At 66.3% G+C, this 14,615-nt stretch carries 12 protein-coding genes; all 12 read right to left on the reverse strand.

Translation table 11 applies throughout. From position 1 onward, the window contains the following. The coding region (locus JOY88_RS02865) for a Gfo/Idh/MocA family oxidoreductase (protein WP_293500338.1) at positions 1-174 on the reverse strand (174 nt) is incomplete at its 3' end. 41 nt (positions 175-215) lie between these two features. Continuing rightward, positions 216-1,673 (reverse strand): lipopolysaccharide biosynthesis protein, encoded by a 1,458-nt coding sequence (locus JOY88_RS02870; protein WP_293500237.1) that lies wholly within the window; start codon positions 1,671-1,673, stop codon positions 216-218. Continuing rightward, on the reverse strand, positions 1,670-2,935 hold the full coding sequence (locus JOY88_RS02875; protein WP_293500239.1) for a glycosyltransferase: 1,266 nt from the start codon (positions 2,933-2,935) through the stop codon (positions 1,670-1,672). Before JOY88_RS02875 ends, JOY88_RS02870 begins: the two co-directional genes overlap by 4 nt. Beyond that, positions 2,935-3,996, reverse strand: a complete 1,062-nt coding sequence (gene wecB / locus JOY88_RS02880; protein ID WP_293500240.1) for a non-hydrolyzing UDP-N-acetylglucosamine 2-epimerase — start codon at positions 3,994-3,996, stop codon at positions 2,935-2,937. Before wecB ends, JOY88_RS02875 begins: the two co-directional genes overlap by 1 nt. A 14-nt stretch (positions 3,997-4,010) precedes the next feature. Further along, complete coding sequence (locus JOY88_RS02885) at positions 4,011-5,006, reverse strand: polysaccharide deacetylase family protein (protein ID WP_293500241.1); 996 nt, start codon at positions 5,004-5,006, stop codon at positions 4,011-4,013. Beyond that, positions 5,003-6,322 carry a putative O-glycosylation ligase, exosortase A system-associated gene (locus JOY88_RS02890; protein ID WP_293500242.1) on the reverse strand — a complete coding sequence of 440 codons (1,320 nt, stop codon included), beginning with the start codon at positions 6,320-6,322 and terminating at the stop codon, positions 5,003-5,005. Before JOY88_RS02890 ends, JOY88_RS02885 begins: the two co-directional genes overlap by 4 nt. Next, positions 6,315-7,514: a glycosyltransferase family 4 protein gene (locus JOY88_RS02895; RefSeq protein ID WP_293500339.1), complete on the reverse strand. Its 1,200-nt coding sequence runs from the start codon at positions 7,512-7,514 to the stop codon at positions 6,315-6,317. Before JOY88_RS02895 ends, JOY88_RS02890 begins: the two co-directional genes overlap by 8 nt. Positions 7,515-7,519: 5 nt before the next feature. After that, entirely contained in the window at positions 7,520-8,722 is a 1,203-nt protein-coding gene (locus JOY88_RS02900; protein WP_293500243.1) for a glycosyltransferase family 4 protein, read from the reverse strand. Then, positions 8,719-10,035 (reverse strand): nucleotide sugar dehydrogenase, encoded by a 1,317-nt coding sequence (locus tag JOY88_RS02905; protein WP_293500244.1) that lies wholly within the window; start codon positions 10,033-10,035, stop codon positions 8,719-8,721. Before JOY88_RS02905 ends, JOY88_RS02900 begins: the two co-directional genes overlap by 4 nt. A gap of 18 nt (positions 10,036-10,053) precedes the next feature. Next, on the reverse strand, positions 10,054-11,973 hold the full coding sequence (locus JOY88_RS02910) for an XrtA/PEP-CTERM system amidotransferase (RefSeq protein WP_293500245.1): 1,920 nt from the start codon (positions 11,971-11,973) through the stop codon (positions 10,054-10,056). A 188-nt stretch (positions 11,974-12,161) separates the two neighbouring features. Continuing rightward, on the reverse strand, positions 12,162-13,301 hold the full coding sequence (locus JOY88_RS02915) for a TIGR03088 family PEP-CTERM/XrtA system glycosyltransferase (protein ID WP_293500246.1): 1,140 nt from the start codon (positions 13,299-13,301) through the stop codon (positions 12,162-12,164). Positions 13,302-13,309: 8 nt separating this feature from the next. Next, entirely contained in the window at positions 13,310-14,590 is a 1,281-nt protein-coding gene (locus tag JOY88_RS02920; RefSeq protein WP_293500247.1) for a nucleotide sugar dehydrogenase, read from the reverse strand. Positions 14,591-14,615 lie beyond the last annotated feature (25 nt).

The raw sequence follows: 14,615 nt of genomic DNA on the forward strand, positions 1-14,615 counted from the left end.
GGTCCTGGCGACGGCCGCCGCCAGCGCCGCCGGCTCGGTGTCGCACACCGCCGCCAGCATGGCCCGATCGGCGTGCCGCTCCACGGCCTGGATGTGGTTCTGCGCGATGCGGCCGCAGCCGATGAGTGCGAAGCGGACCTGGCGGCCGGTGACGGACGGGCACAGCAAATTCATCACGAATCTCCAATCAAAAAATCAGGACCGAAGCGGACGGGTCACCGTCCCCATAGCCTCTTGAACACCGGGTCCTGCGTCATCGGATGCCTCACGATCAGCAGGCCGAGAATCCAGGTCACCATACACAGGACAACGGCCGCCACGAACGCGGCTGCCGGCATGGGTGTGCTTCGGTCGAGGCCGTAGTGCCAGGCAATCCCGGCTGGCGCCACGAGGCTAAAAGCAGCTGCCGCCACACTGTGCCCCAGGTTGAGGCACCATGCCCGCCAATTGTTCTGCATGTACCGCGCCTTGACCGCATACAGCAGCGGCACCTGCAGCAGCAATGCCAGCAACAGCGCGATAGCACAGGCAAGCATGGACCTGAACCACAACGCCGCCAACACGATCATCACGGCGCGCAGGGGCTGCCAGAGCAGTTCGACCTTGGTCAGCAGGTCAATGCGACCGGCAGCCAGCGTCAAGGGGCCGATGAGATTGGCCGTGGCCGCCACTGCGCCGCATAGGCAATACCACGGCACCAGCGACGCCGCGGCATCCCACTGGCTACCGAAGAGCAGGCGCAGAACTTCAAGCGCATAAAGGCTGACAAAGCCATAGAACGGCCATGCGACCGCGGTTACGTGGGTCACGCTCACTAGGTAGCTCGCCTCTAGGTCCAGGTCCTCCCGAACCGTCTTCGCGTAGGCGGGAAAGGCGACGTTCCGGATGGCCGTCATTACATCGCGGTGGAACAGCTGCATCAGGCCCTGCGCCTTGCTGATGATGGCTACGGGTTCGAACCCCATCAGCTTGCCGACCGCCAAGTCATTTACGTCCATGGAGATCGAGGTGACAACGCCCGTCACGGAGCTCTGGGCACCAAAGCTAAGCAGGCGGCGCCAAGCCTTGAGATTCGGTCTTAGTTTGGCGCTGGCGGGGTGGGCGATCATCGCGCCGACGCAGTTGGCCGCATTGGTCACGACAGATCCCACGGCTAGGGACATCACTCCCATGCCCGCCCAGGCCATGACGATGCTGGCCACGGCGCCCAGCGCTGCGCCGACCAACCCGATGACAGCGAGAGCACTAAAGGACATCTCCCGGCGCAGCAACGCCATCGTCACAGTAGCGAACGGTAGCAACAGGAAGTTAAGCGAGCAGACCAACAGCGTGTCGCGGACAAGGCGCTCCTTGTAGAAGTCGGCCACCCAAGGGGCCGAGACCGCCACAAGCAGGAAAAGGGTGCCACCGAGCAGCAGCGACAGGCCAAAGGCGGTGCGCACGGTGTCTTCCTGCAGCTCCCTCTCCTGTATCAGGAAGCTCACGACGCCAAAGTCGCGCAGTACTTGCGCGACACCAATCACAGCCAGGCTAACCGAAAAGACGCCCACCTGCGCCGGCGAAAGCAGCCGTGCCAGAATCACATTGCTGCTCAGCGCGATGACGATACCGAGCCAGCGCTCTATGAACGAGAACGCCAGAGCCCGACGGACGCCGTTTTCGCCTTCGCTCACCGCGACGCTGCCCTATCCAGGATGCCGGCCAGTTGCTTGGCCGTCGCGGTTCGGGTGTACGTCGCTAAGCGCTCCGAGCGCTGCGCCGAAAAGCCCGTCAGACCTCGCCCCGCGCAGAGATCGGCCAGAATGACCGTCGCCGACTCGACATCATCCGGCATGATCTGCCGGCCACCGCCCGCGTCGGCGAGCACCCGCGCCACCTCACTGTTCGGCAACGTAGCCGCCAGGATAGGACGGCCGCTGCCGAGGTACTCGAACAGCTTGCCCGGTAGCGCTGCCAGCGCATAGAAGCCATCGGACACCGGTAGGAAAACCATGTCGGAATCGGTCATCAGGCGCAGCGCTGTCGAATGCGAGACGCGGCCATGCTCACGTATCAGGTCCTGCACGCCGAATTTCGCAGCGGGGCCGGGCTCGAATCCGGCCGTGTCTATCCTGAGCCGATCCAGCCCGGGAACACCGGCCTCCTTCAATCGTTGCACGGCACGGTAGAGCAGATCTGGACCATAGCCCGGCCGCCAGACACCGGCATAGCTAACTCGCACTAGCCCGTCCTGCGGCGCGAGCGGCAGACCCTCAAAGTCCCTAGGCTCGAAGCCATTGGTGACGCATTCGATGTCATTCCGGCCAGTGTCTTTGGCGAGCGCCTTCGCCAACGTGGGAGTCACAGTGACAACTGCCGCCGCCTTTGCAGCGGCACGCTTCTCCAGGCGTGGGTTGAACCAGCGCTGCAGACGGCTTTCCGTGTCCCACGCTACGGTCCCGCTCGGCCGCCATTGGTCACGGTAGTCGAGGACGTACGGCAGGCCGGTGCGCTCAGCGACATCGCGGGCGACCAGCAGTGACGTCCAGGGCGATCCCGTCGCCAGGATGGCATCGAACCGCGTCTCGGCGTGCGCCTGTAACGCGGCGGCCACGGCCTCGCCGCGCCACAATGCCGCGTTGTCGGGTACGGCCCACAGGCGGTCCAGACGCCAAGCGAGACCTTGAGTGACGCGCTCACGATGCTTGGCCGGGGCGAACTGGCTCAGCCGCCTGGCCCAGCGCTCGCTCGCATGCGAAGCTCTCAGTACGCGCGTGCCCGTGCGCACTTCGTCCAGCAGCCGGTCGTCCCTGTCTCTGGGCTTGGGCTCCGCGAGCGTCAGCACCGTGGGCTGCCAACCGTAATCCGGCAGATGGTTGACGAATTCGAGCGAGCGCCGCGTCCCCGAGTTCGCGAACGGCGGGTACATGTAAGCGATGAACAGCAGGGAGCGCATCAGCCGAGCATCGCCGCGATGCGCGCAGCCGCGCGGCCATCGCCATAGGGTTGCGCCTGAGATTTCGCAGGCCGGCTCGCACCGAGGACCGCCGCCTCGATGGACGAGACCGACAAGTCGGATACCAGCCGATTCCAACCGAGCTCGACCGTCTCCACCCACTCCGTCTCGTCCCGCAGCGTGATGCAAGGCACTTGCAGGAAGAAGGCTTCCTTCTGGATGCCGCCGGAGTCCGTAATAACGGCTTGTGCACTTTTTTGCAGAGCAAGCATTTCCATATAGCCCACCGGTTCCAGCATCTGGACCGCTTGCGTCAACCGCTCCAGCCAACCCAGCCGCTCAAGCCGCTGACGGGTGCGCGGGTGAATGGGCATGATCAGCGGCAAGCTACCGGCCACTTGGCAAAGGCCTTCAACGATTGCCCCGAGGCGAGCATCGTCGTCCGTGTTTTCCGCGCGGTGGATGGTGACGAGACCAAAGCGCTTCGGCGGGGCCACTGGCAGTTCTACATTGCTCCGGCTGAACCGAAGCACGGCATCGTGCATGACGTCACCCACCTCGATGATGCGTTCGCCGGCAATACCCTCCGCGCGCAGGTGCCCACTGGCGACAGACGATGGCGTGAACAGCCATTGGGAGATGCGGTCCGTCAAGATGCGGTTCACCTCCTCGGGCATGCGCATGTTGAAGGAGCGTAGCCCAGCCTCCACGTGCGCTACCGGAATGTGCAGCTTCACCGCAGCCAGCGCACCGGCCAGCGTGCTGTTGGTGTCACCGTAGACCAGCACCAAATCAGGCTTCTCCGTGAGCAAGCATTGCTCGATTGCCATTAGCTGCCGGCCGGTCATCTCGCCGTGGTTGCCGCCTCCTATGCCCAGGCTATGCCGGGGCTTGGGAATGTTCAGCGCCTCGAAGAAGACCTCGGACATGTTGTAGTCGTAGTGCTGGCCCGTATGGACCATCACTTCCTCGTGGCCGACATCCTGCAGCGCAGCACTGACAACCGCCGCCTTCACGAACTGCGGGCGGGCGCCGACCACGGAAACGATGCGCTTTGGCATGTTGAATGACTCCCTCAGTAACTCGCGCGGATCGTTGCGTTGCGCGCATCGCCACGGATCAGATTGTTGACTAGGCGCAGACAGAACTTCAGGCGGCCCCGGTCCCAGGGCGTGAAGCGCGGAATCTGGAAGATGTCTTCGCCACGGCGCGCTGCAGCCCAGCGCGTGGACACGGCCGCCTCGAAGCCCAGCTCGCGGGCGATGGCGGGATGGACATTGGGCAGGTAGTCAGTGCCCGGCTTGCCGTTGGGATAGGCAAACAGGCCCACCGTCTCGCCCAACAGGGCTTGCAATGCGTCCCGGCTGCGGCGCATCTCGTCGGCGGCCTGGTTCGCATCCAGGCTGGCCAGGATGGGGTGACTGACCGTGTGGGCGCCGATCTGCATACCGGCGCGGCGCAGACGGCGTACCTGCTCGGTGCTCATCATCAGGTCGTCGGGCGGGATCACCTCGGCGCGCGCGGCGATGGCATCGACGCAGGCCAGCCGCGGCTCGGGGGGCAGGTACTTGACGCGCGCTATGAGCTGGCCCAGGACCGCGCGGCGGCTGGCGGTGTCGCCCAGCGGGTGTCGGCCCAGGTCCTCGCCGCTGCCGCCCTGCAGGCCACGCAGGTCCAGCAGGGGCAGCGCAGAGCGCCTCACCGCCTCGATTAGCGTGTCGTTCCACATGCGCCCGCCGTCCAGGAAGCCGGTGGCGACGAAGAAGCTGCACGGCAGGCCGTGCCTTTGCAGCAGCGGCAAGGCGACGTCGTGGTTGTCGGCATAGCCGTCGTCGAAGCTCAGCGCCGCCGCGCGCGCCGGCAGGCTACCGTCCTGCAAGCGCCGAGCCGCCTCGTCCAGCGGCAGCACGTTGAACCAGGACTTGACCCAGCCCAGCAGCTCGTCGAAGCGCGCCGCGTCCACCTCGTCCGGGAACAGCGGGTCGGGCTGCGGCAGCACGCGGTGGAAGATCAGCACGTTCAGGCGCGCATGTATGCCGGCCGGAGACAGCAGATGGAGCAGCGGCTTCATGGCAGAGATATCGGCCTGGGTTTCTTCTTGAACCAGTTCGCCATGAAGGCCGGCAGCACGACCAGCGGCTCAGGCTTTTCCTTCAGCCATTCCTTGCGCGCCAGCCAGCGTCGGCCGATGACAGCCATGATCATCATGTTGTAGGGCAGGTCCCAGTAGGACAGGCTAAGGAAGGCCCCTCCGACCGCGTAGCCGACGAAGCCCACCTGCAGCATGCTGCCGAGATCGGACAGCCATTGCGTCTCGGGCTGGTGCCGCCCCTGAGTGCGCAGGTGGCTGGCCGAACCCCAGGCGAACATGAACAGGGTCAGGAAGATGAGCAAACCCACGAAGCCCTGCTCTCCCAGCACCATGAAGTAGATGCTGTGGGCCGCGTGGACATCGTTGGGATCGGGGCCATAGATGGCGAAGATGCTGCCGGTCCAGATGTAGAAGCCGCCGCCGAAGAAATTCGCCTTGGCCAGGTTCCAGGCCATCCACCAGGCATTGATGCGGCCCATGGCCGACTCGTCCTGCTGGTAGGTCTTGATGGTGTTCATGCGGTCCCACCACTCGGCGGGCATCAGCGAAAGCAGGGCCGCGCCGACGACGAGCATGCCGATGGCGCCCAGGAACTTGTTCTTGCCGCGCCACCACAGCACCAGGGCCATCGCGGCAAAGGCCAGCAGCGCGCCGCGCGAATGGCTACCCAGCGCCGAGGCGGCCATCATGACCATGCAGAAGGTCATCGTCGTCTTGGCCCACTTGGCCTGCATCTGCATCTGCAGGAAACGCATCAGCGGGATGACCATGACGACGGCCAGGGCGATCTCGTTGTTGCCCTCGATGTAGGTGTTCTCCGGCCCCCAGACCCGGTAGCTGCCGCCGGTCAACACCGTGAAGATGCCACCCTTCACGCCGAAGAAACCGATAGATATGACATTGACCCAGACAAAGAGCATCAGGTGCCGCTTCGAATGCAGCAGCACCAATGTCACAAGCACCATCAGGTCGATCTTCATGACCCGCTTGTAGAGTTCGAAGCTGTCGTCCCAGATCATCGAGAACGGCAGCGTGATGCAGATCCACGCCATGAAGATCATCAGCGTGATGTTCTCGCGGTTGAGCGAGTAGTCGCGCCGGTCCTTCGTGATCAGCAGGCCCAGCAGCGTCGAGCCTGCGATGGCCGCCGCGAAGGGCATGTCGCGAAGCATCCAGGACAGCTGGTGCGGGTTCATGATGCTGAGCCAAGTCCAACACATGATGCCTATCCAGGGGCGCCTGAAGGATTGCAGGAAGCACCAGCCAATGATGACCAGGAGGGTGATGTCACGCATGGCTGCAGGGGCTCACAATGGTCTGAAAAAGGTTCAGCTGGCCTTGCGTGGTCTCCTGCCAGCCGAAGCGACGGGCATGGCTGCACACCGCCTCGCGCGGCGGCAGAGCCCGCCAGAGGTCATGGGCCGCGGCGGCCAGGTCCTGCGCCGTGCGCTGCGGCACGATGCGCCCCGTGAGCGGCGGCTCGACGATCTCCGGGATGCCGCCCACCGCCGTCGCGACGACGGGCGTGCCGCAGGCCATGCTCTCCAGCAGCACGTTGGGCCAGCCCTCGCGCTCGGAGGCCAGCACCAGCATGTCGGCCGCGCCGTACCAGGAGGCTAGCTCGTCCTGCGGCATGGCCCCGAGGAAACGAACCTGACCGGCCAGGCCCAAGCGTTCGGCCAGTGCCTCCAGTTCGGCCCGCAGCGGCCCGGCGCCGATGATGCACAGCCGGGCGTCCAGCCCCTGCCGGCGCAACAGGTACAGCGCTTCCAGGACGAGGTCATGGCCCTTGAGCGGCACCAGGTTGCCCACCGACAGCAGCAGCGGGTTGCCGTCGACGCCCAACCGGGCACGCAGCGCCGTGGAGTCGGCGTCGGCATGGAAGCGCGCCAGATCCACGCCGTTGCGCAGCGCGACCTGCAGCGGGCTGCTCAGGCCCAGTTCGCGCATGCGCTCGACCAACGACTGGCTGACACCGATGGACGCACTCGCGACGCGCGACGCCCAGCGCATGAAACGCCGCGGCAGCGCATGGCGCCCGATCAGGTTGACGTCGCTACCCCGCGCCGTGACCACCAGCGGTTTGCCGAACCAGCGCGCCAGCAGCGCTGCGGCAACACCGTCCGGGTAGTAGTAGTGTGCGTCGATGACGTCGCAGTCGAAGCCCTCGTCGAGGAGCTGTTGCATGGCGGTGCGAGCCCCCAGGGCCAGCGTCAGCGGCGCGCTCGTCATGCCGACCTTGGGCAGCAGCAGATAGCGCGGGTGCAGCACGTCCAGCCCGTTGCGCTGCTCGCGCGTGGGCGTGGCGGCGAACCTGGCGTAGTCGCCCCAGCGCGGGTTCGTCGACGGAAACCAGGGCACGGGCGCAATCACCCGCGACTCGACCTCGCCGCTCTTCATCAACTCACGCAGTCGTGTCTCGACAAAGATGCCATGACCAGGCCTGACGCTGCTCGGAAACAGCGTCGAGAAGGTCAGCACCTTCAGCTTCCTCACGCTGCGGCCTCCACGGCTTCCACCAGGATGCCACCGAACACCTCGGCCGCCACGCGGTGGCCGAAGCGGTCCTCCATGAGCGCGCGCGCGGCACGCGACAGCTTGAGGCGCAGTGCGTCGTCGGCAATGAGCTTGAGAGTCGCGTCGGCGAGCGCCTCGGCACCGTCCGCCCGCAGGAAGTGGGTGCCATGATCGACGTCCAGGCCCTCGATGCCTATGGTGGTCGACACGACCGGCAGACCCATGGCCATGGCCTCGAAGGCCTTGATGCGGGTGCCGCCGCCCACGCGCAGCGGGATGACGAAGGCCTGGGCGTCGCGCACATGGTCACGCACGTCGTCGACGAAGCCGGTGAAGCTCACGCCCGGCACATGGCGCTGGGTCAGGGAAGCGGGCGGGTGCCGGCCGACGACGCGCAGTTGCGCATGGGGCACCTTGGCGCGCACGCGCGGCCACACCTCGTCGATGTAGAAGCGAATGCCGTCGACATTGGCCTCCCAGTCCATGGAGCCCGTGAAGACGACGGTCGGGCTGCCGCTGGCAGGCGCCTGCCAGGAGAAGAAGTCGAGATCGACGCCGGTCGGGATCGCGCGGGCCGTCGCCAAGCCCCCGGCCGCAAACTGCTTCGCGTCGCGCTCGGACACGGCCACGACGCGCGTGAAACGGGACAGCGCCTCGCGCTCGAAGCGACGCATCTTGCCAGCCTGCGACGCCCACAGCCAGCGCAGCGGCGCGCTCGCCGCGTTCTTGGCATGGCGCTCGAAGATCTCGGCCTCGACGTTGTGCGTGAAGCAGACCGTCGCGCCGTTCAGCGCGTCAGGACGCAGCACGGCAGCGTGGACGAAGTCGAAGACGACGACGTCGAAGCGGTCGGCTGCCAGCGCCTTCTCGACGGCGGCCGCGGCGGCCTCCGTCCGATCGGCGACGACATTGATGGGCAGCCGGGACAGCAAGTCCGGAGCCCGCTGCCAACGGGCGCGCGGCGCGCCGGGCGGCCAGCCGATGAAGCGCTCGCACAGTCGGCCCAGTTCACCCTGCCATTCGTGCTGCTGCTCGGGCGTGGCCGGTGACAGCAGCGTGATGTCGAAGCGGCCGCTCTCCTTGAGCCCGCGCAGGATATTGCCGGTGCGGATCTTGCCGCCGGCATCGGCCGGGAATAGGAAGACCGGCGAAACGAACGCGACCTTCAGTCGGCTCACCAGCAGATGCCCTCGTACTGAGCAAACCCGGCGTCGCGCAGATCGGCGTAGCCGTTCAGGTCCACCACGCGGGCGCCCTTGCCCAGCGCGATGATGCGCCGGCGGGTCTCGGCGTCCGCATGTCCCACGACGACGATCTCGGCACGCGCCAGCACGGCGTCGGGCGTCTCGTGCAGCAGCTTGTCGAGGTGGGGGATCTCGCGGTCGATGTACTCCTTGTTCTTGCCCAGCAGGCGCGCGATCTTGACGAACTTGTCGTAGATCGCGAGATCGAAGCCCTTGCCCAGCAGGCGCTCGGCCAACACCACCAGCGGGGAGTCGCGCAGGTCGTCGGTGCCGGGCTTGAAGGCCAGGCCGAACAGCGCCACGGGCTTGCGACCGTTAGCGGCGATCATCTCGTAGGCCCGGCCGATATGGGCGTCGTTGCTGTCCAGCAGCGAGCCCAGCACGGGGATGTCAACGCCACGCTCGCGGGCGATGGTCAGGAAGCCCTTGACCTCCTTGGGCAGGCAGGAGCCGCCGAAGGCGAAGCCAGGGCGCAGATAGGCCTTGGAGATATTGAGCTGCTTGTCCTCGCAGAACAGCGCCAGCACGTCGCGCGAGTCCAGGCCGGACTCCTTCAGCACGGCGCCGGCCTCGTTGGCGAAGACGATCTTCAACGCGTGGAAGACGTTGCACAGGTACTTGACCGACTCGGCCACACCCACGTCGGCGGCGACGAAGCTGCCCGGCACACCGCTGTAGAGGCGACGCATGACGTCGACGCCGGACTCGTCCAGGCTGCCGACGATGGTTTGTGGCGGGTTGTGGAAGTCCGCCACCGAGGAGCCTTCGCGCAGAAACTCGGGATTGAAGACCAGCGACAGCCGGTCGCCGATCTTGCGGCCGGCAGCCTTTTCCAGCAGCGGCGCAATGCGCGCGCGCGTGGTGCCGGGCGCCACGGTGCTGCGGATGACCAGCGTGTGGGGGCCGTCCTTCTTCGCAATCTCGGCACCGATCTGGCCCACGACCGCGTCCAGCGCGGTCAGGTCGGGCATGTAGTTGGGCAGTGAGGGCGTGGCCACCGAGATCAGCGACACCTCGGTGTCCCGCACCGCGGCACCGACGTCACGCGTGGCGGTGAGCTTGCCGGCCTTGACGGCGGCGGAGATCAATTCCTCGATGCCCTCCTCGACCACGGGCGACTGGCCGGAGGCGATTAGCTCGACCTTGAGCGGGTTGATGTCCACGCCCACCACGTCGTGGCCAAGCTCGGGCAGGCAGGCACAGGACACCGCGCCGACATAGCCAAGACCGAAAACGGAAACCTTCATCCTTGTAGTCCTTTGCAATCAGGCCGCGGCGCGTGCCGTGGCGGTGCCCAGGCCCGCGTTGCGCAGGAAGGCATCAAACATCAGCAGCGCCCACAGGGGCTGGGCATGGTCCAGCACGCCGCGCTCATGCTGGTCAAGCAGCCGGGCAATGGTCGCCGGATTGAACCAGCCCGTCTGCGCCAGCGCGCCTTGCTGCAAGGCCCGGCGCGTCTGCTCGCGCAGCGGACCGCGCAGCCAGCGCGCCAGCGGCACGGCGAAGCCCATCTTTGGCCGGTACAGCACGTCGTGCGGCAGCATGGGTTCCAGCGCCTTCTTGAAGAGGTACTTGCCCTCCTGGCCGCGCAGCTTCAGATGCGAGGGCAAGGTGGCGATCCACTCCACCAGCGGGTGATCCATCAGCGGCTCGCGCACTTCGAGGCTGTGGGCCATGCTGGCACGGTCGACCTTGGTGTTGATGTCGCCCGGCAGATAGGTGTGGATGTCGAGATACTGGACCAGCGCCAGCGGGTCGTCCGTCTCGGCACGGCGAGCGTGGTGATGGAAGACCTCACTGGCATGCCAGCCCTGCAGCTCGCGCTTGAAGCCATCGCTGAACAGCTGCTGGCGCAGCGGATCGCGCACCAGGCCCATGGTGTTGAAGTAGGCGTCGACCGAGGTGCGGGCGATGGCCTGGAAGGTGGTCTTGGCGCGGAAGACGCGCGGCGCCCAGTCGGCCTTCGGGTAGAGCCGGGCCAGCGGGCCGAAGACGCCTCGGCGCAGGGCCAGCGGGAAGGCGCTGCGCATGCGCTCCTCCATCATGTGCATCTTGTAGCGGCGGTAGCCACCCAGGCTCTCGTCGCCGCCGTCGCCGGACAGCGCCACGGTCACATGCTTGCGGGCCAGCTCGCAGACGCGATACGTGGGGATGGCGGACGAGTCGGCATAGGGCTCGTCGTAGAGGTGGGCCAGCAGGTCCACGAGGCCGAAGTCGTCGCTGTTGACGGTCTCGACGCGATGGTTGGTGCGGTACCGGTCCGCCACCATCTGTGCGAACTCTGTCTCGTTGAACTTGGGGTCGTCGAAGCCGATGGAGCAGGTGTTGACGGGCTGGTCGTCCAGTTGCGCCATCGCTGCGACAACGGCGCTGGAGTCCACGCCACCCGACAGGAAGGCGCCCAGCGGCACCTCCGCCTTCAAGCGCAGCTTGACGGACTCGGACAGGCGGCGGCGCAATTCCTCGGCGGCCTCTTGCTCGCCGATCTTCGCGTCCAGTGTGAAGCGAACATCCCAGTAACGCTGCGGCTCGCCCAGAGGCTGGCCACGCTTGACGAGCAGGCGGTGGCCGGGCGCCAGCTTCTGCGCGTGGCGGTAGATGGTCCAGGGGTCGGGCACATAGCCCAGCGCGAAATAAGCCTCGACGGCGCGCGGGTCGATCTGCTGGCGCAGGCCGCCATGGGCCATCAGGCTCTTCAGCTCGGAGCCGAACAGCAGCCAGCCGTCCTCGGTCAGCGCGTAGTGCAGCGGTTTCACGCCCAGGCGGTCGCGCGCCATGAAGAGGCAGTCGCGGCGGCGGTCGTGGATCATGAAGGCGAACATGCCGCGCAGGTGGTGCACGCAGTCCTCGCCCCAATGCTCCCAGGCCCGCACGATGGCCTCTGAATCGCTCTTGGTGCGGAACACATAGCCGTGGCCGCGCAGCTCGTCCATCAGCTCCAGGTAGTTGTAGACCTCGCCGTTGAAGACCAGGGCCACCGACTTGTCGTCATTGAAGATGGGCTGCTGGCCGGTCGCGATGTCGATGACCGACAGGCGGCGGTGGCCGAAACCGACACCGGGCTCGATGTGCAGGTCACCCTCGTCCGGCCCGCGATGATGCTGGGACTCGTTCATGCGGTGCAGGCGCTCGCGCTCGGGAAGGCGCTGGCCGCGGGTGTCGAACAGACCGGTGATGCCGCACATGGGTTGGACCTGGTTCAGCCAATCATTGGGGACTACCGCGCCTGCCGAAGCCGAATGACACGGGGAAAGACGGATTCTTACCGAGCTTGGCGACGCCGATCGCCATTCGCCTCGCCGGGCGTGATGTCGGCCACGGGTTACCCCCTGTCCGAGGGATGCCCGGCCCACAAACAGCAGCCTGCTCGCGCCTAACGGCCCTGCCCTCGTGGCGCCGACGCATACAGGGCGCCATAGGCAGCGACCATGCCGTCTAGGCTGAACTGGGCTCGAGCCCGAGCCAGGGAAGCCATGGCAAAGCGCCGGCGCAGCGCCGGCTCGTTGACGAGTCGGGCCAGCGCGGCAGCCAGCGCGGCGCTATCCTGGGCCGGCACGAGCAAGCCGTTCGTATCGTTCTCCACCAGCTCGGGGTTGCCGCCCACGTTGGTCGCCACCGGGGCGCAGCCGCAGGCCATGGCTTCCAGCAGCGTGTTGCTGATGCCCTCGGCCTGGGAGGGCAACGCAAAGAGGTCGAAATGCGGCAGCAGCGCCGCGACGTCGCTGCGATCACCAGGCAGCCAGGCCTGACCCGCCGCACCGGCGTAGTGAAGTCGCTCCCGCGCAGCGGCCAGCAACGGACCGCCGCCCAGCATGGCCAGGCGCAATCTCGGCCAGTCGGCCGGGCAAAGCTCGCGCAAGCGCAGGAAGGCATCAACGAGACTGAGCGGATCCTTCACCGCCTGCATGCGCCCCACCGCACCGATGACGAGATGCTCGGTGCGGCGGTAGGGCCAGACTTCGGGGACCTGGGTGTCCGGCGCGAAGCGCTGCGTATCCACGCCATTGCAGATGCGCAGCACACGATCCCGAGAGAATCCGACCGGGCCGGTCAGATAGCTCTCGATGGCCATGGACAAGGCCACGAAGCGATGCGTTCCGACGCCGTAGATCCGACGCAGGCGCTGGTTGGTGCGGCTGACGCCCCCGAGATCGTTGACATCCCAGCCATGCTCGCTGTGCACGCGCAGCGGCACGCGCGCAGCCCAGGCCGGCAGCTGGAACTCCATCGCACCGAGATTGCGCGTGTGCACAACGGCCGGGCGCAGTTCGCGCAGCAGGCGGTAGACGCGCGGGTAGAGCCAGAACCCCTGTCCCGGCGGTTTGTTCAGCGCGATGAACTGGGTGCCGGGCGCCGTCACCCGTTCCTTGAAGGCGGTGATCTCGGTCACCGCAACCACCGCATGGCGGAAGTCCGGCAGGTGGTTGATGAGGCTGACGACGCCATTCTCCAGCCCGCCGGTATCGAAGCGATGCACCAGATGCACGACCAGCGGCCGCGCACCGGCACTCACCGCAGGAATCACAGGCGCCAGAGTCGGAAGCCCGCGCCTTCCAGCGCCTTGGCGTCGAAGGCCGCCTTCACGTCGATGAAGGCGCCACCCTTGACAAGCTTCTTGCCGATGTCTGCGGGGCTGAGGCCGGCGTACTCGCGGTGCGAGACGGCGGCGACGATGGCGTCCGCCTGCGGCAGGTCGCCGAAGGGCATCAGGCGCACGCCGTACTCGTGCATGGCCTCTTCGGCCTCGGCCTGCGCGTCCGTCACGAAGATCTCGACGCCGTAGGTCTTGAGCTCATTGATGATGTCGATGACCTTGGAGTTGCGCAGGTCGCCGCAGTTCTCCTTGAAGGTCAGGCCCAGCACGTTCACGCGCGCGCCCTTGATGTGGCTGCCGCAGGCGATCATCTGCTTGATGGTCTGCTCGGCGATGAACTTGCCCATGCCGTCGTTGATGCGGCGGCCGGCCAGGATGACCTGCGGGTGGTAGCCCAGCATGTCGGCCTTGTGCGTCAGGTAGTAGGGGTCAACTCCGATGCAGTGGCCGCCCACCAGGCCCGGCTTGAACTTCAGGAAGTTCCACTTCGTGCCGGCGGCCTCCAGCACCTCGGAGGTGTCGATGCTCAGCTTGTCGAAGATGATGGACAGCTCGTTCATCAGCGCGATGTTGAGGTCGCGCTGCGTGTTCTCGATGACCTTGGCGGCCTCGGCCGTCTTGATGCTCGACGCGCGGTGCACGCCGGGGACGATGATCTTCTCGTAGACCTGAGCGACCTTCTCCAGCGTCTCGGGCGTGTCGCCGGAGACGATCTTCAGGATCTTGGTCAGCGTGTGTTCCTTGTCGCCCGGGTTGATGCGCTCGGGGCTGTAGCCGACGAAGAAGTCCTGCTTCCACTTCAGGCCGGATTCACGCTCCAGCACGGGAATGCAGACCTCCTCGGTGGCACCGGGGTAGACGGTGCTCTCGTAGACGACGATGGCGCCCTTCTTCATGTGCCGGCCGACGCTGGTGCTGGAACCGATCAGCGGGCGGAAGTCGGGGATATGGGCCTCGTCCACGGGAGTCGGCACGGCCACGATGATGACGTCGGCTTCAGCCAGCATCCGGGGGTCGTCGGTATAGACGGCATGCTTGGCCGCTTGGACCTCCTCGTCCGTCAGCTCGCGGCTCGGGTCGGTGCCGCGCTGGCACGCCTCGACCTTGTTCTTGGCAATGTCGAAGCCGATGGTGCGGATCTGCTTGCCGAACTCCACGACCAAGGGGAGGCCCACATAACCCAGGCCGATGACTGCGAGCGTGTTCATGGATCGTTTCTCGTGACTGTGAATT

Origin of the sequence: Roseateles sp. (assembly GCF_019237615.1) — a bacterium.
In the GTDB taxonomy this organism is placed as follows: domain Bacteria; phylum Pseudomonadota; class Gammaproteobacteria; order Burkholderiales; family Burkholderiaceae_C; genus Pelomonas.